The sequence below is a fragment of the Sphingomonas sp. CFBP 8765 genome (assembly GCF_014841445.1).
Lineage (GTDB): Bacteria > Pseudomonadota > Alphaproteobacteria > Sphingomonadales > Sphingomonadaceae > Sphingomonas > Sphingomonas aerolata.
Map to the genome: position 1 here is coordinate 65344 of NZ_JACYTY010000009.1, position 22814 is coordinate 88157.

Sequence of the window (22814 nt, forward strand, 5' to 3'; positions counted from 1 at the left end):
GCGAGATCCGCCCCAAATCTCGCTACTCCTAGACGATGTTGTGGACGGCAGCATTCTTCAAGACCGGTCGCCTACATCACAGAAGTTGGTCCAACAGCGACGCTCTTTGCATCTGCCTCTTCGGCCCACGAACGATCGTTCCGCAAGCCGTACTTCGATCCGACCACTTAATGGGCACCAAAGCCCGTTGAACGAGAAAGCACTTCCCAGCGACCAACCTCCGCCCGCATATCGTCTAGTTTCTCATCGACCAGTCCGAGGGCATCTTCGCCGAGGAACAGCCGAGTCGGCGGGTTCTTCTCCTCAACTATCGCCAGCAGCGCCCGCGCCGCCTTCGTCGGATCGTTCGGCTGATTGCCGCTCTTGGCCTGTCGCGCAGCCCTTATGGGGTCCATCACTGCGTCATAATCCGCGATGCTACGAGGCGTCCGATCCATCGAGCGGCCAGCCCAGTCTGTGCGAAACTGCCCCGGTGCCAGCGTCGTAACTTTTATACCGAACGCAGCCACCTCCTTGCCGAGCGCCTCAGAAATGCCCTCCAGCGCGAACTTGCTGCCGCAATAGAAGCTGATCCCTGGCATGGTGATGAACCCGCCCATAGAGGTTACGTTGACGATATGCCCGCGGCGGCGCTTACGCATACCGGGCAACACGGCCTGCATCATCGCAACCGGACCGAACACATTCGCGGCGAACTGCCGCTGGAGATCATCCATCGACGATTCCTCGAGCACACCTTCATGGCCGTAACCAGCGTTGTTCACCAAGACATCGATAGGACCGTCATCGCGCTCGGCTGCGGTTATCGCCAGAGGAATGGAAGCGAAGTCAGTCACGTCGAGCAGCATCGGGCTCGCGCGGTCCGGTGCGAGTGAAGCGAATGCGTCCGCATCTTCCTGGCGCCGCACCGTCCCGATGACCCGGTGACCGGCCTTCAAGGCGCCCTCAGCAAATGCTCGGCCAAGCCCAGAGCTGACGCCGCTGATCAGAAAAACTTTTTGGCGATTGTCTGTCACGCGTACACTCCTGCAGGACAAGCTGTCTATATCATGATATAGATGTGCAATGAGTGAACACAAGATGGAAGCAGGTATGAAGCGTCGGGGGGAACCGGTGCGCCAGCGTGTGCTCGATGCGGCAGAGCGTCTCCTGCGTGATGGCAAGGCAGAGTTCTCGATGCGTGATCTTGCCTCGGAAGCCGGGGTCAGCTTCGCGACACCCTTCAATCAGTTCGGCAGCAAGCCGGCGATCATGCACGCGCTGTCGGCGCGCCGCATAGACGCGATGCTGACGCGCTTAAGTGAAACGCCGCAGCCGCAGCACGCCGCCGACCGTGTAGCGCTGGCTATCGACATCGCAGTCGCGGTCATGCTCGACGAGCCGATCGTGAACCGCGCGGTCATGGCCTGGATAGGGACCGGGAGCGCGGCGTCGGGCGAAGTGAGATCAAATTCCACCGCCTTATGGGCACACGCCCTCGGCGACGGAATCGGACTATCTTCGCCCCGCCGGGATGAGGCATGCCGCATTCTGCCTTCGCAACTCGCGCTCGCTTTCCGGGGCGCGCTGTCCTTCTGGACCGCCGGCGAGCTTGCCGATGAGGAACTCGGCCAGGCTGCGCGGCAGATCGCCGGCACGCTTCTTCGAGCATATTCTTTCGACTAGGGGGCGGGAGCTGGAGCTCTTGAAGCCAGCGTTCAACAACGAAGTCTGTTTCTTGTGCGGAGCCGCCGTTCGCGCGGCGCATGCCGATCGAGCGGCCCAGCCAGCTGCCCACAAAGCTGAACGGAGAGAGTTCAATCCTGTAAGTTTACGATCATTGTTGATCGGTCCAGATGCGTGCCGATGGCACATGCAACTCTAATCGTGATGTGCAGCGGCGGCACCTATTTCGATCGCGACCATTACGTCGACGCTCACCTACCCTTGGCGCTTGCCTGCTGGCAGCGGCACGGGCTGAAGAGCGCCTCCGCCTTCTTCCCACGTGACGCCAACGCTGCGGATGTTTCCGTGGGTATCTACCGGTTCCGCGACGAGGACGCGCTGCACGCCGCACTCGCATCAGCCGAAGCGGATGCCGTGATGGCCGACGTTCCCCGCTTCACGGATGCAACCGTGTCCCGGATCGTGGGCACGCCGTTCTAATCGTACCGAGCCTCGCTTGGGCGGAGCTGACGGCGAAGGGCACTGACCGACCCACTTCCTTTCAAAAATACAGGGCAAGCGCGATGACGTTTTCTGATCTCAAGGTATTCGTCGTCGGCGGCAGCCGCGGCATCGGCGCCGCGATCGTGCGGCGTTTCGCCGCCGCCGGCGCAACGGTGATGTTCACCTATGCCGCTTCGGCCGCGGCGGCGGACCAGCTCGCCGCCGAGACCGGTGCGCAAGCGCTCCAGGCGGATGCGGGGACGCGCGACGAGCTGATCACGGCGATACGTGACGCCGGCCCGATCGACATCTTCGTCTATAATGCCGGTCTGCTGGTGTTCGGCGATCCGCTGACGCTCGATGCCGACGAGGTTGACCGCATGATCGACGTCAATGTGCGGGGAGCCTATTTTGGCAGCGTCGAGGCGTCCCGCCTGATGTCCGACGGTGGGCGCATCCTCGTCATCGGATCCGACACTGCCGACAGCATGCCGTTCCCGGGCCTCGCGGCGTACGTGCTGACCAAGGCGGCGGTGCAGGGCATGGCGCGCGGTCTGGCCCGCGACCTGGGTCCACGCGACATCACGATCAACGTGATTCAGCCAGGCCCTACCGATACCGACATGAACCCGGCCGACGGTCCGCGCGCGGCCGGCATGCTCGAGCCGATGGCCATCAAGCGCTACGGCACTGCCGACGAGGTCGCGAGCCTGACGCTCTATCTCGCCGGACCGCAGGCACGCGGGATAACGGGTGCAATGCACACGATTGACGGCGGCTTCGCCGCCTGATTTCCGGCATTCACCCAGCCAGCCAAGCAGAAAATGGCGACATGGACGATCCTGTCGAAATCGTCAGCGTCGATGCCATCTGTCAGGTCACGACCGAAACTCGCTTCGAAAAAAGTTCGACATCGAGTGACCGACAACGCTTAGCGCGCGAATAAGAGATCATGCGCTCGGACTTCCTCTCGAGATTGATCTCAAGGCCCTCGCCGAGCACGGCACCGGTCAGCCGTGAGCGTCCGTCCCGAACCGCGCCGGACGCCTGGAGCAGCCTGATGGTGGCGGCGCAGAACGGACACGGCGGCGCCTATCGGCGGCTCCTTGGCGAGATGTCGGAGTGGCTCACGCGCTACTTTCAGCGGCGCCTGCCACCAGGCGACGTGGACGACGCCGTCCAGGAGACGCTGTTCGCAGTCCATCGGCGACGCCACACCTATGATCCTCAGTACCCCCTGGGCCCCTGGCTGGCGGCCATCGCCAAGAACAAATGGGTCGACCAGCTGCGCAGTCTGGCGCGTCGCCCAAGGGACGAGCTGCCCGACGAGATCGCCGTCAGCGACCACGAGGCCTCGGTGGTCAGCAGCTCGGTTCTGGCCAGCCTGCTCGACGAGCTCCGCCCCGCGCAGGCCCAGGCGATCCTGCTGGTCAAGGTGCGGGGCTACAGCGTGGAGGAGGCGTCAGGCGAGATCGGCCTTTCCGTCTCCGCCGTGAAGATGAACATCCACCGCGGGCTGGCGCGCCTGACGGCCATCATTGAGAAGACTCCCGATGTCGAGTGAATCCCTGATCGTTGATCTATCATCCGACCTCGTGCCCGTGCAGCGCCGCAGCATGGTGCGTGAAGGCGGGCTCGTCCTCGCGCTCGGCGCGGTGGAACTCGCGCTGTTCCTGGGCCTGGGCGCGATGCGGCCGGACATGAGCCACATGGCCGGTTCGCCCTATCTGCTGTGGCGGGTGGGAAGCCTCGGCCTGCTCGCCGTGGTCGCCTGCGTGCTGGCGATCCGCTCCTTTTCCCCGACGGCGCGGCCGCGCCAGGGGCTGATGCTCGCCTGCGTCCTGGCGATCGCAGCCATCGTGGTAGGCGCCTTCGTCACGCCCGACGGCGCGGGCGAGCGGGGGCTGCTGGATCGCATCGATCCGGCCAGTGGCATGCTGTGCGCCGCGTCTATTTTCGTGCTCTCGCTGCCGATTGTGGCGCTGCTAGGCGCTCTGATGCGGAGGGCCGCGCCGACCCAGCCCCGGCTCAGCGCGCTCGCCTCCGGCATCGCCGCCGGCGCCTGCGGAGCCTTCGTGTTCGCCTTCTGCTGCCCCTTCAACGACCCGCTCTACGTGGTAGTTTGGTATTCCGTCGGGTGCGCCGCCGTGGCGGCTGCTGCCCGATGGCGCCTGCCGCGACGCTTCCGACTTTGAACTGATCCGACGCGGCAGATCACGAGCCGCACAATCCCTAACCAGCGATCACCAACCCACCAGGATTTCGGGACGGGTGACGTGTGCCTGCATCACAGAAAGGAACCATGCCATGAAGACCATCACCGCCGCTAAGTCCCCGGATCGCGACTGGCTCAAGACCTACTACTATCTGCGCTTCGCGGTCTCCGCGATCTGGGTCGCGCTCGCCTTCACGGTCGCGAAGGCCATGCCGCCGCTGGCTGCGGTGATGCTCGTCGCCTATCCCGCATGGGACGCGCTGGCGAACTATCTCGACGCTAGCCGGAGCGGCGGTCTGACGCGCAACAAGAGCCAGATGCTCAACTTCGTCGTCAGCGTCGTGACCGCCGTCGCCGTCGCCGCGACCTTGCCGCACGGCATGCATCCCGTCCTCCAGATCTTCGGCGTGTGGGCCGTACTCTCCGGCCTCTTTCAACTCCTCACCGGAGTAAGCCGCTGGAGGTCCTATGGCGCGCAGTGGGCGATGATCCTGAGCGGCGCCCAGTCGGGTCTCGCCGGAGCGCACATGCTCAGCAAGGCCGCCGGCGCGGCGCCGGTCAGCATCGCCGACATCGCGCCCTACGCCGCCTTCGGCGCCTTCTACTTCCTCATCTCGGCGGTCTTGCTGACCATCAGCGACGCGCGCCGACGCTCGAACGCGGTCGCGGCCTGACGCGCACGCCAACACCTTTGGCGCCGGACCTGTCTGCGCCGCTCCACGAAAGGATTGAACCATGTCCATCGACGTCAAATACCGCACCGCCGCCACCGCGAACGGGGGCCGCGATGGACGCACCCGCACCGAGGACGGGAAGCTCGACCTCCAGCTGTCCACGCCGAAGGCGCTCGGCGGCGCCGGTGGCGAGGGGACCAACCCGGAACAGCTGTTCGCGTCGGGTTACGCCGCGTGCTTCCTCAGCGCGATGAAGTTCGCCGCGCACGAGCTGAACCTCCAGGTCCCGACGGGTGCGGCGGTGACGGCGACCGTCGGGATCGGCATGCGCAGCGAAGGCGGCTTCGGTCTGGATGTCGAGCTTGCCGTGGCGCTGCCGGGCGTAGAACGCAACGACGCCCAACGTCTGGTTGAGGCTGCTCACCAGACCTGCCCCTACTCCAATGCGACGCGAGGCAATATCGACGTTCGCCTCAGCATCGTCTGACCTTGATGGGTCTGGCCATGTCCGAACCCGTCCCCTTTCCGAGCGGCGCTTCGCGCCTTGGCAAACATCGAAAGGTAGCCTTCGCATGCGCAGCTTCGACGCAATCATCATCGGCGCCGGCCAGGCGGGTCCGGCGCTCGCCGGCCGGCTGAACGATGCCGGCCTGTCGGTCGCCATCATCGAGCGCCATCATGTTGGCGGCACATGCGTCAACACCGGGTGCAGGCCTACCAAGACGCTCGTGGCGAGCGCCTATGCCATCCACACCGCGCGGCGTGGCGCAGACTACGGCTTCAGTGTCGCAGGGCCAGTTGACGTCGACATGAAGGCAGTCGCAGACCGGGCGGACAGGATCATCCGGGATGGACGGGCGGGTAACGAAAGCTGGCTGTTCGGCATGGCCAACGTCGAGCTCATCCGGGGGCATGCGCGCTTTGAGAGTTCCGGCGTCGTCACCGTTGATGGGGAACGACTGACCGCACCGCGCATCTTCATCAACGTCGGCGGCAGGGCTGTGGTGCCGGAAATGCCGGGCGCGGACCAGGTGCCGCTCCTCACCAATACCGACATCGTCGCGCTCGACGCGCTTCCCCGGCATCTCGTGGTGATCGGCGGAAGCTACATCGGGCTGGAGTTCGCCCAGATGTATCTGCGCTTCGGCGCCGAGATCACAATTGTGGAGCGGATGGACCGGCTCATCGCGCGGGAGGACCCCGACGTGTCGGACGCCGTCCGACAAATCCTAGAGGCCGAGGGCATCACGATCCGGACGGGTGCGGACTGCATCGGCTTCGCGCGCAGCGGCGCGGACGTCGAGGTGCGTGTGGACTGCGCTGAGGACGCGCAGCCGGTCGTCGCCAGCCACGTCCTGATAGCGGTCGGGCGGCGGCCGAACACCGACGACCTCGGGCTGGAGGTCGCCGGCGTGGCAGTGGATGCACGCGGCTATATCACCGTGGACGACAGGCTGGAGACCAGCGTCCCGGGCATCTGGGCGCTGGGCGACTGCAACGATCGCGGCGCCTTCACGCACACTGCCTATAACGATTTCGAGATCGTCGCCGCGAACCTCTTGGACGGGGAGGACCGCCGGGTCAGCCAGCGTCTGCCTGGCTACGCGCTTTACATCGATCCTCCGCTCGCACGGGTGGGCATGACCGATGCCGAGGCGGCCAGGACCGGACGACGGCTGCTCCATTCCAAGCGGCCGATGTCCCGCGTCGGTCGCGCAGTGGAGAAGGGCGAGACGCAGGGGTTCATGAAGGTCGTGGCCGACGCCGAGACCCGCCGCATTCTCGGCGCAGCGATACTGGGAACGAGCGGCGACGAGGCGATCCACGGCGTCCTCGACATGATGAATGCCGACCAACCGATCGAGCAGCTTCGCTGGGCGGTGCCCATCCATCCCACAGTGTCAGAACTGATCCCGACATTGCTGCTCGATCTTCAACCTGGGAATGGAGAGGCGTGATGCGAATGATCGGTCTGATTGGAGGCATGAGCTGGGAAAGCTCGGCGGAATATTATCGCCTCCTCAACGAAGGCGTTCGCATCCGTTTGGGTGCAACCGCTTCGGCCCGTTGCCTTTTATGGTCGTTCGATTTTGCGGAGATCGAGGCGCTGCAACATGCCGGCGACTGGAGCCGCCTCACCGAGCGGATGGTGGACGCCGCACGGCGGCTGGAGGCAGCCGGAGCGGACCTGCTTCTGATCTGCACGAACACCATGCACAGGATGGCGCACGACGTGCAAAGCTCCGTTAGCATTCCGCTGATCCACATCGCCGATCCCACCGCGGAGCGGATCGTGGCCGCCGGGCTCCAGAAGGTCGGGCTGCTCGGCACGGCATTCACCATGGAGCAGGATTTCTACAAAGGGCGCCTGACCGAACGCTACGGTTTGGAGGTGATAGTTCCCGAGGAGCAGGACCGCGCGACCGTGCACCGGATCATCTATGATGAATTAGTCACAGGACGGATAGAGTCCTCGTCGCGAGAGGCCTACCGGGCGGTGATCAGGCGTCTTGTCGGTGCCGGTGCCCAGGCGGTGATCCTTGGCTGTACCGAAATCATGCTGCTTATCGGCCAAGAAGACAGCCCCGTGCCGATATTCGACACCACGGACATTCATGCGGCAGCGGCGCTCGATCATGCGCTGGGCACCGTCAAGGGCATCGATAAAGCGCGGCGGACTGCGGAGTGAGCAACGAAGCGATCATCGAGACTGAACCGCGCCGGGAAGCATCGTCGAAGGCGACCCGCTTCATCTTAGCATCGGGACTGGCGTCGCTCCTCATCGGCGCTGCGGAGCCCGAAACGCGGGTCGCCGTGACGCTGCAGCCCGACCTCGCCGAGGACGCGAGCGGCCGGCTGCTGGTGTTCGCCGCACGGGCGACGAGCGAGAATATGACAAGCGACGCTGTCGACCTTGAGCGTGGAGAGGACGTATCGGTCGCGGCGCGCGACGTGGCGAGTTTTGGAACCAGTCGCTCCGCGACGATCAATACACGGACAGCGGCCTTCCCCGCCAGCTTCGCAACGCTGGCGCCGGGCACCTACCGCGTGCAGGCGGTGCTCGATCGCAACGGCGACTACAACTTTACCGGTCGGGGACCTGGGGACCTCGCATCCAAGGTCGTCACAGTACACTTCCCGCTATCATCGATGCCGACCCTCCAACTCGAGCATGCGGTGCCGCCGGAGACCGACCAGTTCGACACCACCGGGCTGCCTCTCGTCGCGGCGGAGCAGATCGCCGCATCCCGACCGCATCTTCACGATGAGCGAATGCCATCCAAAGTGCTGACGCGCTTTCACGGCGCGAACCAGGCGGTGGCCGCATGGGTGCTGACCCCGCCGGGCTATAACGCCATGTCGCGCACGACCTATCCCACCGTCTACACGGCCACTGCGTTCGGCACGGGACACAAGCTGGCCGGCCAGCAGCTTTCGCGCATGTGGCAACTGATGAAAACCGGCGTCATGCCGCCGATGATCTGGGTCGCCCTTGATCACTCGTCTCGGAACGGCACGACTGAATTCGCCGACGGCGTGAACAACGGCCCTTTGGGCGAGGCGCTGGTCGAGGAGGTTATTCCCGCCCTCGAAGCCAAATACAGAATGGATGCCAAACCGTCCGGCCGTTTTCTGACGGGGCACAGCTCGGGCGGCTGGTTCGCGCTCTGGGCTATCGTCCGCTACCCGCAACTCTTCGGCGGCAGCTGGGCGACGGCGCCCGACCCGGTCGATTTCCACGACTTTCTCGGCGTCGATCTCTATGCAGCCGGCGCGAACATGTATCGTGCCCCTGACGGCAAGCCGCGCCCGCTCGAACGCGATCACGACAAGGTGCTCGGCACTATCGAGGAAGCTGCCCGGTTGGAAAGCGTTCTCGGTCACAGCGGCGGGCAGCTCCGCTCGTTCGAATGGGTCTTTTCTCCTCGCCAGCGCGACGGCGAGCCCGCCTTCCTGTTCGACCGGGAAACTGGCGCTGTCGATCCTGCCGTCGCGGCCTATTGGCGTGAGCGCTACGACATCGGGCACCGGATCGAAGCCGACTGGCCGCGGCTGGGCAGGTATGTCGATGGCAAGGTCCATGTCGTGGTTGGAACCGCCGATTCCTACTACCTCGACGGTCCGGTGCGTCAGCTCGATGCCGCGTTTCGCAAAGTCGGCGGTCACGCCGACTTTCGCTACGTGCCAGGCGCGACGCACAGCATGCCGATGCTCTACACGACAGACGGCGACCGCAACGCATTGTGGAAGGAGATGTCGCGCGCGATATATGCGATGGCCAGACCCGGCCAAATGTGGGGTGCACCTTCTCGCGCCGTTTTTACCCCGCCACCGCCCGCGCGAGCGCGCCAGCACTGATCTTGCAGTTTATCCGGAAGCCTTGAGTCACTGCTGGGCCGCACATCATGCGGTCGCGTTTACGAGATGGTCCGTTACCGTCGAGATGAATGCGCGAAGACGCTGAAGACGCCGTAGGTCCCGGTGGTATCCCATCCAGATGTCTCGCGCTGGAGGTTGCGTCGGCACTTCCAGTGTGCGGATCCCCGGGATCTGATTGCCGACTACGCGGGGCAGGACAGCGATGCCAATGCCTTGCCGGCACATGCGCCCCTGGACGTTGCGGTTGTTCGATTGCACGACCGGTCTTGCGTTCGGGAAGCTCTCGATGAGCCACGCGATGTCGGGAAAATGACCCGTGGATGTGTCGTGGGTGATCAGCCGGGATCCGGTCCCGTCGCCATATTTGGGATCAGCTGCTTCCTCGGCGATGTAGGCGCCATATTCGAGCCTGAAGAGCCGCCGCTGAACGACATCGGCAGTGTCGAACGGAACAATACGAAAGGCGACGTCGGCCTCCCGTTGGGCAAGGTTGAACAGGCGCGTGCCGGTCAGTATCTCGACGTCGACATTGGGATAGGCCTTTGAGAAGTCCGCCAGGATGGGGGGCAGGACATAGGCCCCGAACCAGTCCGCCGACGAAATGCGCAGACTGCCCTTGAGATCCTGCTCCTGCCCTGCAAGCCGACGCTCCATGGCCAGCGCGCCTTCTTCCATCTGCTCGGCCAGCGCGATGACACCCTGGCCCTCATCGGTCAGGACAAGACCGTCCGCTGTACGCTGAAAGAGCGTGTGACCGATTGCCTGCTCCAGTGCGCGGAGGCGCCTGCCGACGGTCGGATGGCTTGTCTGAAGAGTGCGCGCGGCGCCACCGAGCGTACCAGCTCGCGCGACAGCGAGAAAAACCCTGACGTCACTCCATTCCATCGCCGCCACCCGCACAAAACTGAACGCGTAGAATACAGCTACGTCGGTTCAAGAACAAATCTAAACACCTAGATCTTCTCCATCATCTGGAGGTTCATAGTCATGAAAACCTGGCTCATCACAGGCTGTTCGAGCGGCTTCGGCCAACGGCTTGCGCTCGCGACGGCACGCCGGGGCGATCGGGTCGTCGCGACGGCCCGCAACGTCAAGGCGATCGAGGAGATGGCGGAGCCATTCGACGATCGCATGATCACCTTGCAACTCGACGTAACTGATGCGGGGGCGGCCAGGGCGGCGGTCGCAAAGGCTGTCGATGCCTTTGGCGGGATCGACGTCCTCGTGAACAATGCCGGCTACGCACTGTTCGGTGCGATCGAGGAAGGCAGGCCCGAGGAATATCGGCCGATGTTCGAGGTGAACGTCTTCGGTCTGATTGAAACCACCAGAGCCGCGCTTCCGGCTTTGCGACGTTCGGGCGGAACGATCGTCAACATGTCGTCCGGTGCCGGCATCGAGGGCCGCGGCGGCGGAGGTTATTATCACGCCGCCAAGTTCGCCGTGGAAGGGATTTCCGAAGCGCTCGCCGGCGAGCTAAAGCCGTTCGGCATTCGCGTGCTGATCGTCGAGCCTGGGCCGTTCCGCACCGATTTCCTGGGCCGTTCGATCACGATGGCGGCTAACGAAATGCCGGAATACGCGGCAACCTCGCGCAGGAACTATCGCGACACCAACGACGGCAATCAGGCGGGCGATCCCGACAAAGCGGTGGCGGTGATCCTCGAGGCAGTCGACGCCGAAGACGCCCCACTTCATCTCCCGCTCGGCCCGGCGGCGCACACAATCGCCGAGCGCAAGCTGGCAGCGTTCCGCAGCGACATCGACGCCTGGCGCGATATCACGATCGCCACCGATTTCGACCGGGGCTGAGCGCTGGCCGCCAGTTTTGATGAACGTCAGTAACGAACGGGAGAGCAATCATGATCGCGACTTTGCACGGGTTTACCCAGCAACTGGTGCAGGTGAACGGCATCAAGATCAACGCCGTCACAGGCGGCGCAGGGCCGCCAATCCTGCTGCTTCACGGCTGGCCTGAAACGTGGTGGGAATGGCACAAGGTGATGCCGCTGCTGGCCGAGCATTTCAGCGTGGTCGCCATCGATCTGCGCGGCGCGGGTTTCTCCGACTGCCCGCAGGGCGGCTATGACAAGGCGACAATGGCGCGCGACGCGCATGATGTGATGGTTGCCCTCGGCCACTTCCGCTACGCCGTGTGTGGACATGACATCGGCGGAATGGTCGCCTTGCCACAGGCCGCCCTTCATCGCGAGGCGGTCACCCACCTTACTGTCCTCGACGTCCCACTACCGGGCTGGAGCGAGTGGGAGGCGACCACCGCAAGGCTCTGGCACTTTGGCTTTCACGCAAGCCGGGATTTGCCCGAGCGCCTGATCCACGGCCGCGAATATGACTATTTATCGACCTTCATGGCCGAGCGTTTCTACGACCACAGCACTTTCAATCCAGCGGACATCGATATCTACGCCAAGGCGATGGCGCTTCCTGGCCGCACGCGTGGCGGCATGGAATGGTACCGCACCCTCGCCGCCGATCATGCGGCTGCGCTCGAGTACAAGAAGCAGTCGCTTGAAATACCGGTGCTTGGCCTGGGTGGAGACCAGCGGTTCGGTGCGCAGATGGTGCCGATGCTTAAGGAATTCGCGACCAATGTGACCGGCGGCTCGATCGCGCGGTGCAGCCATTATGTCGCGGATGAGCGGCCGGATGAAGTAGCAGCCGCCCTGATCGACTTCCTCTCGGCCCGGTGAAATCTGGCAACCGTTTCGTCATTAGAAAGGAGAATGGACATGACCGCACCCGTCATTCGCGGTGTCAATCATATCGGCATCACGGTGCCCGACATCGAAGCCGCTAAATCGTTCTTGGTAGACGCCTTTGGTGGGCAGGTGATCTATCAATCTTTCGGACCACAGGATCCGCCTCGGCAAGGACCCGGCTTCGAGCAGGCCGTTGGCGCCTTTCCCGGAACGGTCGTGCGTGCGCAAGCAATGGTCAAGATCGGAACCGGACCAGATATCGAGCTCTTCGAAATGTACGGCCCCGAGCAGGCCCAGCCAATCCGAGCGAGCGACTTCGGCATTACACACTTCGCTCTCTACACCGACGACATCGACGCATCAGTCGAGCGTTTCGAGAAGGCAGGAGGCACACCCCTCACCGCGCCACGCGCTATCCCGTATGCAACCGAGAAAGGTCCTGGGAACAAGGTCTGCTACTGCCGCATGCCGTGGGGCACGACCATGGAATTCATCACCACGCCGGCTCGCATGGACTATCATGACCAGACGGATCTGCGCAGGTGGCAGGACGACGACTGAACAGCCCGCAAAGAAGCGGGCTCTTTTGAACGCCGGATACTCACCCTCAGGCTGGATGAGAGACCGGGCGACCCTCTCAATCAAACGATTTTGATACAGCGCACCGGCGGCTTTCGACCCTTACGATACTTAAAGCTGTCTGCAGAGAAATCCCAAGGTCAGTCGCCCCGGCCCCGCAGTGGCTAGAAGAACGAACGGCCGGTATCGGGAGAGCGCTGCGTCAAGCTTAACGTCGGGAATTGGGTCGCAAGCCGACTGGCAGCTCTGCCGCCGGACAGACCCACGACCCGGACATTCGAGGCCGGTCTGCCGCTCCCCGACTCCGGCCATTCGTTCATCTGGGCAGTGTGGTATTTACACAAAGCGGATTACGATAGTTGCCGGCGCGGGCCATTCAGTTTCCCACAAACGACAGGTAGGTCATGCGCGTCCCTTGCGCCTAGCCGGCGCAGCGGTTCCGTGCACAGGACGCGCTTCACGCGCTTGTTAGTAGACAACGTCGGAACCGCCGAAATCCATGCCCCTTCCAGCTCGTAACGCCTGCCGGGTCTCCGTTCTCAACTGCGAATAGCAATCAACTAGGAACGCCGTTTGGGCAGCATCCAGCGCGGGCTCACCGACATGGAACTCGGCAAGATCCTCTCCGGTCATAACCAGCGGTCCCGGCGTCGATGACGCCGGGGTGGTTATGGCCATCCGGTCGAAATCGGGTCTGCCGAGCTTCGCCAAGCCGACTTCGGCCAGCCGCTCTCTTGTCTCTCGTAGCCGGACATCAATCAGTTCGGGCTTCCGCTTAGCTTCGAAGTGCCTTCTTGCTGCCGCATAGAGTTCTTCAATCGGGCGCAGACCGGCCCGCGCTAGGGTAGCGGCGATAGCATGTTCCCCAACGAAGTCCGTCGCAAGGCCGCGCATGTGGAAGAGCAGCGTCGCGTAGGCGTATCCGCGATCACGGCGCACGCCAAAGGCGCGCTGCCTCTGCCGCCCCATCTCGCGCACAAAGCCGTCTGCCGGTCGCAGTCGGCTAAAGGAGGTCCCGGTGAGGTTGAGAGCAAGGCTGGCCACCTTGAAGCCCGCGTCGAGCATCGCGGCGAGATCCTCCTGCCCGAGCGCCTTGGCTGCCACATGGGCACCTACTGAGTAGGTGGTCAATTCTGGGTCATAGATCGCCGACAGCAGTTCGCGTGACCGCAGGCGCTCCTCTACGACCGCCTCCGCAGCTGGCAGGCGCGCTAAGCTGCGCGCCAGCGGTCCCATCTCGCAGCCGATCGCGCGCAATTCCAGCAGCGACCCGACTGTGAGCGGCTGACGGGCGACGTGGTCGTTCCCCTTGTCGAAACGCACGAACAAGATTGGGTCCGTCTCGTCGGCAACTCCGTCCGGGAGAATCCGCGTGCCCGTGCTGAATGACATCCTCCAGCGGTCGCCGACGCTGCCCGCGGGGGCACCCTGCATCACGTACTTGTAGTAGCTCGGAAAAAGGACCGATCGGTCGGCGTCGAAGAGCCGCAGGAGTTGAGGGTATGCGAGCTCTGCGGCGGGGCGGTGCAGCATGGCGTCGTAGGCGCGGAAGAGTAGGTCGAGATAGTCCTGTCCCCAGACGGTCGCGACGAGATCGTCAAAATGTCTAAGCTCGTGTGCATGTATCCGGGCGACGCCTCCGTCGTCACGCCCAGCAAGTGATATTTCCAGACCCGCCTTGCTGGTCGTCGGAAGTTCCAAGACTAGCGTGTGTGGGTCTAAGCTGCCGAGTGTGCTGGTTTGGGGCAAGACGGGAAGTGGCATGGCAGACAGTCTTAATGACTGTCGGCGAAAGGACAACGGCGTCGCAGCGTCGTGTTGGCGACGTGCCGGAGGCACGACCCACAGCCGGACGTTCACGCCCCTTATCGCGCATCTCAACTTCGGACGCCCGTTCATCTTCTGGATGTGACAGGTTTCCGTGCGTGTTCGGACCGAGCGCTGGCGTCAGCACCTGGAAGATCTGGGCCGTCACCACCAAACGGGTGAAGAGTACCATTTCCGGTAGTGCTACGGCGTGGAGCTCGATAACTCGCTCGTGCCAACGGAAACGACTTCCGCAGGCCATACGATCTTGCCGAAGGCGGCTCGAGCCGGAACGTACATGGCTTCCACCTCCATCAAGGGACTCTTGGGGCGAATGCCTCGAGGATGCGACACTCCGCCATGGTGCCTCCAGCGCAGCTGGAGATGACCCCCGCGAGTTCGCGCCGAAGCGCCGTCAGGTCGGCGATCTTACGGTCGACCTCCTCTAGGTGCCGGTTGGCCAGGGCGTCCACCGTCCCGCAGTCCCGATCGCGCTGCTCAGCCATGTCGAGCAGCGCGCGCACCTCGTCCAGCGAGAAGCCGAGATCGCGCGTGCGGCGGATGAAGCGAAGCCGCTCCAGATCCTCCGGTCGATAGGACCGGTAGTTGCCCGTCGTCCGAGCCGGAGGGGCGATCAATCCCGCGCGCTCGTAATAGCGCACCGTCTCCACCTTGGTGCCGGTCGCTTCCGCCATCTTCCCGATCGTCAGCGCATTCATCCTATTGACCCTGTAGCAGCTACAGGCTCCATATAGGGCGTCGCACGACGAACACGAAGGCCGCAAGCCTCAACGCCGAGGTGGAAGCGGCGAGCGCCCGATCCGCGCTGGCGCAGTCGAACCTCCGACGTGAGCAGCGCCTGTTCGCGGAACGCGTGTCGCCCGAACAGGACCTCGTCGCCGCCCGCACCGCCGCGACCGAGGCGAACATCGCGCTGCGTCTGGCCCGTCAACAACTGTCGGCCACCGGTGGCGGCGGTGGCGCCCTCAACCGCATCACCGTCCGGTCGCCCATCTCGGGTCAGGTGATCGCCCGCTCGGCGACGCTGGGCCAGCAGATCGCCGCCGACGCGGAGATCTTCCGGGTCGCGAACCTCGCCAATGTGTCGGTGACGATGTCGCTGGTGCCGGCAGATGCCGGGCGCGTCGCGCCGGGCGCGCGTGTCGAAGTCACGTCGGCAGGACGGCGTCAGGAAGGCCGCGTGACCTTCGTCTCGCCGATCCTCGACGAGACCACCCGCCTGGTGCCAGTCATCGCCACCATCGACAACGCCGGCGGTACATGGCGCGTCGGCGAGAACGTCAGCGTCTCGGTGCTGCTGCCGGCCACCGGCGATCGCAGCATCGCCGTGCCATCGGCCGCCGTGCAGATGATCGGCGACAAGCCGCATGTGTTCGTCCGCACGCCGTCGGGCTTCAAGGCGACACCCGTAACGCTCGGCCGCACGAACGGCGGTTCCGTCAGCGTCACGACCGGCCTGACCGGCCAGGAGCGCATCGCATCCACCAACTCGTTCACGCTCAAGGCCGAACTCGGCAAGGGCGAAGCGAAGGACGAGGACTAGGTCATGCTCGCCCGTATCGTCACCATCGCCGTCGAGAAGCGCTGGCTCGTCCTGCTGCTGACCGTCGCCGCGGCACTCGCCGGGGTGTTCGCGATCCAGCGGCTGCCGATCGATGCCGTCCCCGACATCACCAACAATCAGGTGCAGATCAACGTCGTCGCGCCGGCACTTTCGCCCGACCAGATCGAGAAGCAGGTCGCCTTCACCGTCGAGACTGCGCTCGCCGGCATTCCCGGCCTCGAACATACCCGGTCGCTCAGTCGCAACGGTTTCGCCCAGATCACCGCGGTCTTCGATGAGAAGACCGACATCTACTTTGCGAGATCGCAGGTCGCCGAGCGGCTACGCACGGCGGAGGAGAGCCTGCCCGAGGGCGTGAACCCGGAGATGGGACCGATCGCCACCGGGCTCGGCGACATTTTCATGTGGACGGTTGAATATCGTGAGCTCGACCAGGTCAATCACCGCAACGGCGAGCCCGGCCTGCAGAAGGATGGCAGCTACATCACCCCGGAGGGTGACCACCTTGTCGATGCCGCCGACAAGGCGACCTACCTGCGCACCGTTCAGGACTGGATCGTCACGCCGCAGCTGAAAAGCAGTGCTGGGCTGGCCGGCGTCGACAGTCTGGGCGGCTACACCAAGCAGTATCTGGTCGTCCCCGACATCCAGCGCATGGCGGCGATGAAGATCACGCTTCAGGATCTCGCCACCGCGCTTGAGCGCAACAACACCAGCGCCGGGGCTGGCGTCGTCAACCGCAACGGCGAAGGCCTCGCAGTCCGCGCGGATGGTCGCGTGCGCAACGCCGACGAACTGGCGCGGACCGTGGTGGCGACGCGCGAGAGCGTGCCCATCCTGCTGAGCCAGATTGCCACCGTCCGCACCGGGCAGGCGCTGCGCATGGGATCGGCATCCGAGAACGAGCGCGAGGTCGTCGTCGGCACCGCGGTCATGCGGATTGGCGAGAACAGCCGCACCGTATCCACCGGAGTCGGCGAACGGTTGAAGGAGATCGGCCGCGCGCTGCCCGTCGACGTCGTCGTCAAGCCGGTGCTCAACCGCACCGAGCTGGTCAACTCGACCATCGCCACCGTCGCGCGCAACCTCGCGGAGGGAGCGCTGCTCGTCATCGTCGTGCTGTTCGCGCTACTCGGCAACTTCCGCGCGGCGCTGATCGCGGCGCTCGTCATTCCGATCACGATGCTGCTGACCAGCGTCGGCATGCTCCGCGCAGGCGTCTCGGCCAATCTGATGAGCCTCGGCGCGCTCGACTTCGGGTTGATCGTCGACGGCGCCGTCATCATCGTCGAGAACGCGCTGCGGCGGCTCGGCGACGCGCAGCACGGCCGAGCCGAGCCGCTGCCGCTCCGGCAACGCCTTGATCTGGTCGCGGCATCGGCCCGCGAGATGATCCGTCCGTCCGTCTACGGCCAGGCAATCATCATCCTCGTCTATGCGCCGCTGCTCACCTTCACCGGCGTCGAGGGCAAGATGTTCGAGCCGATGGCGCTGACCGTCATCATCGCGCTCGTCTTCGCCTTCATCCTGTCGATGACCTTCGTGCCCGCTGCCATCGCCATCTGGCTCAGCCAACCCGTCGACGAGAAGGAGAGCTTGATGATCGGCTGGCTTCGTCGCCGCTACGAGCCGGGTCTCGGCAAGGCGATGGGGCGGCCGAGCGTCACACTGGGCGTCGCGGTGGGTGCGCTGGCACTCGCCGGGGTCGCGTTCACCACGCTCGGACAAGAGTTCCTGCCGCAGCTCGACGAGGGCAACATCCTCGTGCAGGCGGTCCGCATCCCGGGGACATCGGTCGACCAGAGTCAGGCGATGCAGTTTCAGGTCGAGAAGATGCTGGCGCGCCAGCCCGAGGTGCGCTTCGCCTTCTCGCGTACGGGCACGTCGGAGATCGCATCGGACCCGATGCCGCCCAATGCCACCGACACCTTCGTCATCCTGAAGCCGCGTGCGGAGTGGCCCGACTCCGGCCTTGCCAAGGAGGAGCTGGTGGAGCGGATGGAGAAGCGGCTCTCGACGCTGCCGGGCAACGCCTACGAGATCACCCAGCCGATCCAGATGCGCTTCAACGAACTGATTGCCGGCGTCCGCGGCGACATCGCCGTGAAGGTGTTCGGTGAGGACTTCGGCGGCATGAACGACGCGGCCGGCCGCATTGCCGACGTCATGCGCAAGACGCGCGGCGCCGTAGATGTGCGGGTCGAGCAGACCGAAGGACTGCCGATGCTCGACATCCGCCCCAACCGCATGGCAATGTCGCGGATCGGCGTCACGGCCGGCGACGTGCAGGACACGGTCGCCGCCGCAATAGGCGGACGCGAGGCCGGGGTGATCTTCGAGGGCGATCGCCGCTTCCCGGTGGTGATCCGCCTATCCGAAGCGTCGCGATCGGACCTGACCGAGGTGGCGCAGGTGCCGGTGCCGACCTCAGCTGGTGGCTTCGTTCCGCTGTCGACGGTCGCCGACATCGCGGTCGTCGACGGCCCGAACCAGATCAGCCGCGAGAACGGCAAGCGCCGCGTCGTGGTGCAGGCGAACGTCCGCGACCGCGACGTGGCGGGTGTGGTGGCGGACGCACGTGCGGCCATCGATGCGCCGGTGAAGATGCCACCTGGGACGTACGTCGAATGGGGCGGGCAGTTCGAGAACCTCGCCTCGGCGCGCGATCGGCTGCTGCTCGTCGTGCCCGTCTGCTTCATAGTCATCATGCTGCTGCTCTACGGGGCGCTCGGCTCGGTGCGCGACGCAGTGATTGTCTTCACCGGCGTACCGCTGGCCCTCGTCGGTGGCGTGCTGGCGCTGGTCCTCCGGGGAATGCCGTTCTCCGTGTCCGCCGCCGTCGGCTTCATCGCGTTGTCGGGTATCGCAGTGCTCAACGGGCTGGTCATGGTGTCGTCCATTCACGACCTCATGGCGCGCGGCATGGACCGGGTGCAGGCCGCCCATGACGGCGCGCTCGCACGCCTGCGGCCGGTCGCGATGACGGCGCTCGTGGCCAGCCTCGGCTTCGTGCCGATGGCGCTCGGCCACGGTGCAGGGGCGGAGGTGCAGAAGCCGTTGGCGACGGTCGTCATCGGCGGCCTCATCTCGGCGACGCTGCTGACCCTGTTCGTCCTGCCGACGCTCTACGCCCGCTTCGGCGGATGGCGACGCGCCGAGACCGTATCCCAAACCACACTCGAGGAGGCGCACCATGGCGCATGACCACGGCTCGGCCGGGCACTCGCACGACCACACGGCAGGCGCCAACGCCAAGATGCTCGGCTGGGCGCTCGCCCTGACCTCCGCCTATCTCGTGGCGGAGGTGATCGGCGGCATCGTCTTCAACAGCCTCGGCCTGCTGTCCGACGCCGCCCACATGATGACCGACGTTGCGGCGCTGGTAATCGCGCTGCTGGCGATCAGGCTGGGACGCAAGGCTCCGGACGAAAAGCGGACGTTTGGCTACCGACGCTTCGAGATCCTTGCCGCCGCCTTCAACGCGGTGCTGCTGTTCGGCATCGCGATCTACGTCTTCGTAGAGGCGATCAGGCGGTTCACCGAGCCGCAGGAGATCCAGTCCTGGGGCATGATGATCGTCGCGGCGATCGGCCTGGTCGTGAACCTCATATCGATGCGGCTGCTGACCGCGGGCAAGGATGCGAGCTTCAACGTCAAGGGAGCCTACCTCGAGGTGTGGGCCGACATGGTCGGCTCGATCGGCGTCATCGCGGGCGCGGCGGCGATCCGCTTCACCGGCTGGACCTGGATCGATCCCGTGGTTGCGGTGGCGATCGGCCTGTGGGTGCTGCCGCGCACGTGGATCCTGCTTCGCGACACCACCAACGTGCTTCTCGAGGGTGTTCCATCCAGCCTGCGGCTGACCGAGGTCCGTGCGGCCATCGCAGCCGTGCCGGGTGTCGCCGGGCTCCACGACCTCCACGTCTGGTCGATGTCGAACGACGACGTCAGCTGCACCGTGCACGTGACGCTGGGACAGGGCTGCAATCCGGATCCCGTTCGCCTCGGCGTTGCAGCCATGCTGGACCAGCGCTTCGACATCTCGCACGTCACCGTGCAGACCGAAGCACCGGGCGAACCATGCGGAGACGGGCACGAGGTCCATGCCTGACGACGCGCCAGCGGCACGAAGACCGCCCCGACGATGGTCGGACGAGAATGACGACGATCTGCGTCGACGCATCGCCGCACGTCAGCAGATTGGCGACATCGCACGGGCAATGAACCGGACGGTCGACGGTATCCGCGGACGGGCGGCGACGCTTCGTCTGAGGCTGCCGGGGCGGAACCGGCCATGGCGGACCAACGGCGGCACCGTCCCCGACGGTCAGGACTGAGCGGCGGGAGCGCAAGCCCCCGCCGGCAGTTTCACTTCGTAGGCATCTTCATGCCGGACATGTCGTGGCCGGCGTGATCGCCACCATTCTTCATGTCGTTGCAGCAGTCGCCCTTGCCGTCCTTGCAGCAGTCGGCGCCGTCCTTGCAGCACGTCTTGTCGGCGCAGCAGTCGGCCGCCGCGAACGCGGTGGCGGGAACGAGCGCGAGCGCGACAGCCGCGCCGATGAACCTGATCGTCTTCATGTGTGCATTCCTCGAATTACGTAATCTTCAAATGGTCGTTCGATCACGCGGTTCGCGGAGGAGGCGGTGCGGGACCACCGGTGCGACCCTCTAGGTCGGGGAGGACAGAGGCGATCGGAATGATCGCGGCAACCAGCGGCCGGGTCGTGTGGCCGACCCGCTGCGGATCAGTCGCCACACATGCGCTCGTACACGCGGCGGCCGAGGACTTCCCAGCCGGCTTGCCCGAAGGCTGTTCGCATCCAACCATGGCACCATGCAAGACGGCGGGTGGCGCTGCGGCGTTCGCGGCTGCTTCGCATACCGGGCCGACACGCAGCACGAGCATCATCGCCAGCACTGACAGCGCGATGGCGCGGAAAATGTGGGCGAAGCTCATGATGCGCTTGTAAGACGAACGCAGATGGCACGCCAGTGCGACACGCCGCTGTTCAATGCCCCGCCGAGAACATCGGTGCCGCGATCATCCACAGTGCCATCGCGACCATCATCACGTTCTCTGTGAGAGACAGGAACCCGAGCGGTACGTTGCTGTCACCGCCGACGCAGGCGCATTTCAGTTCGCGCCCGTCCACGTAGACGGCCTTGATCACCGACGCCGCACCGATCGCCCCAATCACCAGCGCGATCGGAACAGACAGCCAAGTCAGCACGCCAGCCGCCATCAGCACTCCCGCCAGCCCCTCGGCGTAGGGATAGACGTAGGAATACGGCACCCAGCGCTTGGCCAGCAGGTCGTAGTTGAGAAACATTGTCGCGAACCTCTCGACGTTCTGGAGCTTCAACAGCGCCAGCACGCACATTGAGAACGCGATGAACCACTCGCCTGCGCGCACGGTTAGCGGCGTGCCGAAGGCGGCTAAGCTGGCGGCGAGCGCCATCAGCGCCGTCATCGCGAAGACGACGATCACGGGGCGGTAGGTCACGGCCTGGGGGTCGGGCACGGACTTGCCGAAGAAGCGACGCAGGTCGTCGTAGCCGCCGATCCGCTCGCCGCCGATGAAGGTCTGCGGCGTGGTCTTCACGCCATGCTCCGCCTTGAACGCGTTGGTTTCTTCGCGCGTGCGCAGCCAATGGTCCTCGACGTCGTAGCCCTGCCGCTGGAGCAAGTCCTTCGCCTTCAGCCCGAACGGGCACGTGTGGGTGGGCATCACCATGCGGTGGAGCACCGCCTTCTTCGTCGCCATCTCGTCTTCTCCGATCCTCGATCGGGTCCCATATGGGGTCCGTACCATGGTCCGGAGTCAAGACGTGGCAGACATGACGATCGCGAAACTCGCAGCGGAAGGCGGTGTCGGCGTGGAGACGATCCGCTTCTACCAGCGTCGCGGCCTAATCGACACGCCGGATAGACCACAGGGGGCCGGGGCAGCAGGCGGAATCCGACGGTATGGCCACGATGATGTGCGGCGGCTGCGCTTCATCCGGTCGGCAAAGGCGGCAGGCTTCACGCTGGACCAGATCGGCGAGCTTCTGGCGCTCGACGCCACGGACGATCGGGCACGAGCGCGCGAACTTGCCGGCGAGCGGCTGAAGGCGCTGGACGAGAAGATCGCCGAACTGGATCGAGCCCGGGCTGCGCTTCGGCGCCTCGCTCATGAATGCGGCAGCGGCAGCGCGGGACCCTGTCCGATACTCACGGCGTTCGACGCCCTGTGATCAGTCGGCGTGCATGCGGAACCTCCTCGATGCGCGTCATCTAGACTCCCGACATGCGCTACTCTGCCGAAAGGCGCCATTGACGCCATGCAGCAGATCCGTGGCAGCAAGGACCCAAAAGCGGACGTTTAGGGGGCCTCGCCCCTTTTCCAACTTCGGACACTCATTCATCTTTAAAATGATAGTGTATATTGCCAAAGTTTGATCGTTAGCATCCTAGTACGATGGCAATACACAAAGCTTTGACGATATCATTTCAGCGCAACCAGGCCGGTCGGAAAGTATATAAGGTCAGTAACTAGAACAACGTAATCAGGCTAAGGTAGGCGTTTAGCGCCGGCCCGAATCTTGGGCTGAAGATCGGATGCACCGTTACTCCCAAGCCCGGCTGGATATAGATCCCCGCCGCAGCGCGATAGGCGTAGCTGGCCGTGGCAGCCCAGGTACCTTTGTAGAATGATTGGTTT

23 protein-coding genes and 1 pseudogene are annotated in these 22814 nt (G+C 64.6%); 18 read left to right on the top strand and 6 right to left on the bottom strand.

Features of this window, described 5'->3' with window-relative positions; genetic code table 11:
- Window positions 1-167: 167 nt before the first annotated feature.
- On the bottom strand, window positions 168-1016 hold the full coding sequence (locus tag IFT87_RS18055) for an oxidoreductase (protein ID WP_192191472.1): 849 nt from the start codon (window positions 1014-1016) through the stop codon (window positions 168-170).
- Window positions 1017-1065: 49 nt separating this feature from the next.
- Here IFT87_RS18055 and IFT87_RS18060 point away from each other — a divergent pair, with 49 nt between their 5' ends.
- From IFT87_RS18060 to IFT87_RS18105, 10 genes are all read left to right on the top strand, one after another.
- Window positions 1066-1665, top strand: coding sequence for a TetR/AcrR family transcriptional regulator (locus tag IFT87_RS18060; RefSeq protein WP_082543654.1), 600 nt, complete (start codon window positions 1066-1068; stop codon window positions 1663-1665).
- A gap of 180 nt (window positions 1666-1845) precedes the next feature.
- A complete protein-coding gene (locus IFT87_RS18065; protein WP_056533129.1) occupies window positions 1846-2145 on the top strand; it encodes a hypothetical protein in 300 nt (99 codons plus the stop codon).
- 83 nt (window positions 2146-2228) lie between these two features.
- Complete coding sequence (bdcA, locus tag IFT87_RS18070; protein WP_192191473.1) at window positions 2229-2939, top strand: SDR family oxidoreductase; 711 nt, start codon at window positions 2229-2231, stop codon at window positions 2937-2939.
- 269 nt (window positions 2940-3208) lie between these two features.
- Window positions 3209-3712: a sigma-70 family RNA polymerase sigma factor gene (locus tag IFT87_RS18075; RefSeq protein WP_056533124.1), complete on the top strand. Its 504-nt coding sequence runs from the start codon at window positions 3209-3211 to the stop codon at window positions 3710-3712.
- Window positions 3702-4343, top strand: coding sequence for an NrsF family protein (locus tag IFT87_RS18080; protein ID WP_056533121.1), 642 nt, complete (start codon window positions 3702-3704; stop codon window positions 4341-4343). Before IFT87_RS18075 ends, IFT87_RS18080 begins: the two co-directional genes overlap by 11 nt.
- 112 nt (window positions 4344-4455) lie before the next feature.
- Window positions 4456-5037, top strand: a complete 582-nt coding sequence (locus IFT87_RS18085) for a DUF308 domain-containing protein (protein WP_192191475.1) — start codon at window positions 4456-4458, stop codon at window positions 5035-5037.
- 61 nt (window positions 5038-5098) lie between these two features.
- Complete coding sequence (locus IFT87_RS18090; RefSeq protein ID WP_192191476.1) at window positions 5099-5524, top strand: organic hydroperoxide resistance protein; 426 nt, start codon at window positions 5099-5101, stop codon at window positions 5522-5524.
- A gap of 85 nt (window positions 5525-5609) precedes the next feature.
- The gene (locus IFT87_RS18095; protein ID WP_192191477.1) at window positions 5610-6995 is read left to right on the top strand and encodes an FAD-containing oxidoreductase; all 1386 of its coding nucleotides are present in this window, start codon (window positions 5610-5612) and stop codon (window positions 6993-6995) included.
- Window positions 6995-7726 (top strand): aspartate/glutamate racemase family protein, encoded by a 732-nt coding sequence (locus tag IFT87_RS18100; protein WP_056533109.1) that lies wholly within the window; start codon window positions 6995-6997, stop codon window positions 7724-7726. The genes IFT87_RS18095 and IFT87_RS18100 overlap by 1 nt, the downstream gene beginning before the upstream one ends.
- Window positions 7723-9396: an alpha/beta hydrolase gene (locus IFT87_RS18105; protein WP_342211194.1), complete on the top strand. Its 1674-nt coding sequence runs from the start codon at window positions 7723-7725 to the stop codon at window positions 9394-9396. Before IFT87_RS18100 ends, IFT87_RS18105 begins: the two co-directional genes overlap by 4 nt.
- A gap of 45 nt (window positions 9397-9441) precedes the next feature.
- Here IFT87_RS18105 and IFT87_RS18110 read toward each other — a convergent pair whose 3' ends face one another.
- Entirely contained in the window at window positions 9442-10302 is an 861-nt protein-coding gene (locus tag IFT87_RS18110; protein WP_192191478.1) for a LysR family transcriptional regulator, read from the bottom strand.
- Window positions 10303-10404: 102 nt separating this feature from the next.
- Here IFT87_RS18110 and IFT87_RS18115 point away from each other — a divergent pair, with 102 nt between their 5' ends.
- The 3 genes from IFT87_RS18115 to IFT87_RS18125 are packed head-to-tail and all read left to right on the top strand — an operon-like array spanning window position 10405 to window position 12698.
- Window positions 10405-11229: an oxidoreductase gene (locus IFT87_RS18115; protein ID WP_192191479.1), complete on the top strand. Its 825-nt coding sequence runs from the start codon at window positions 10405-10407 to the stop codon at window positions 11227-11229.
- 50 nt (window positions 11230-11279) lie between these two features.
- Complete coding sequence (locus IFT87_RS18120; protein WP_056533100.1) at window positions 11280-12128, top strand: alpha/beta fold hydrolase; 849 nt, start codon at window positions 11280-11282, stop codon at window positions 12126-12128.
- A gap of 39 nt (window positions 12129-12167) precedes the next feature.
- Entirely contained in the window at window positions 12168-12698 is a 531-nt protein-coding gene (locus IFT87_RS18125; RefSeq protein ID WP_056533222.1) for a VOC family protein, read from the top strand.
- 486 nt (window positions 12699-13184) lie between these two features.
- On the opposite strand, the gene IFT87_RS18130 is transcribed toward IFT87_RS18125, so the two are convergent.
- Both IFT87_RS18130 and IFT87_RS18135 read right to left on the bottom strand, forming a co-directional pair.
- Window positions 13185-14417, bottom strand: coding sequence for a hypothetical protein (locus IFT87_RS18130; protein ID WP_192191480.1), 1233 nt, complete (start codon window positions 14415-14417; stop codon window positions 13185-13187).
- A 419-nt stretch (window positions 14418-14836) separates the two neighbouring features.
- Window positions 14837-15241, bottom strand: coding sequence for a MerR family transcriptional regulator (locus IFT87_RS18135; RefSeq protein WP_192191481.1), 405 nt, complete (start codon window positions 15239-15241; stop codon window positions 14837-14839).
- Window positions 15242-15297: 56 nt separating this feature from the next.
- Here IFT87_RS18135 and IFT87_RS18140 point away from each other — a divergent pair.
- The 4 genes and pseudogenes from IFT87_RS18140 to IFT87_RS18155 all read left to right on the top strand — a co-directional run.
- A pseudogene (locus IFT87_RS18140) lies at window positions 15298-16086 on the top strand (efflux RND transporter periplasmic adaptor subunit); the annotation flags it as partial.
- Window positions 16087-16089: 3 nt separating this feature from the next.
- A complete protein-coding gene (locus tag IFT87_RS18145) occupies window positions 16090-19311 on the top strand; it encodes an efflux RND transporter permease subunit (protein WP_192191482.1) in 3222 nt (1073 codons plus the stop codon).
- Window positions 19301-20218, top strand: coding sequence for a cation diffusion facilitator family transporter (locus tag IFT87_RS18150; RefSeq protein WP_192191483.1), 918 nt, complete (start codon window positions 19301-19303; stop codon window positions 20216-20218). The genes IFT87_RS18145 and IFT87_RS18150 overlap by 11 nt, the downstream gene beginning before the upstream one ends.
- Complete coding sequence (locus IFT87_RS18155; RefSeq protein WP_192191484.1) at window positions 20211-20444, top strand: hypothetical protein; 234 nt, start codon at window positions 20211-20213, stop codon at window positions 20442-20444. Before IFT87_RS18150 ends, IFT87_RS18155 begins: the two co-directional genes overlap by 8 nt.
- Window positions 20445-20475: 31 nt before the next feature.
- Here IFT87_RS18155 and IFT87_RS18160 read toward each other — a convergent pair whose 3' ends face one another.
- The gene (locus tag IFT87_RS18160; RefSeq protein WP_055930886.1) at window positions 20476-20688 is read right to left on the bottom strand and encodes a hypothetical protein; all 213 of its coding nucleotides are present in this window, start codon (window positions 20686-20688) and stop codon (window positions 20476-20478) included.
- Between the two features lie 431 nt (window positions 20689-21119).
- A complete protein-coding gene (locus IFT87_RS18165) occupies window positions 21120-21875 on the bottom strand; it encodes a MauE/DoxX family redox-associated membrane protein (RefSeq protein ID WP_192191485.1) in 756 nt (251 codons plus the stop codon).
- A gap of 73 nt (window positions 21876-21948) precedes the next feature.
- On the opposite strand from IFT87_RS18165, the gene IFT87_RS18170 reads away from it, so the two are divergent.
- On the top strand, window positions 21949-22347 hold the full coding sequence (locus IFT87_RS18170; RefSeq protein WP_192191493.1) for a MerR family DNA-binding protein: 399 nt from the start codon (window positions 21949-21951) through the stop codon (window positions 22345-22347).
- The last annotated feature ends 467 nt before the right edge of the window (window positions 22348-22814 follow it).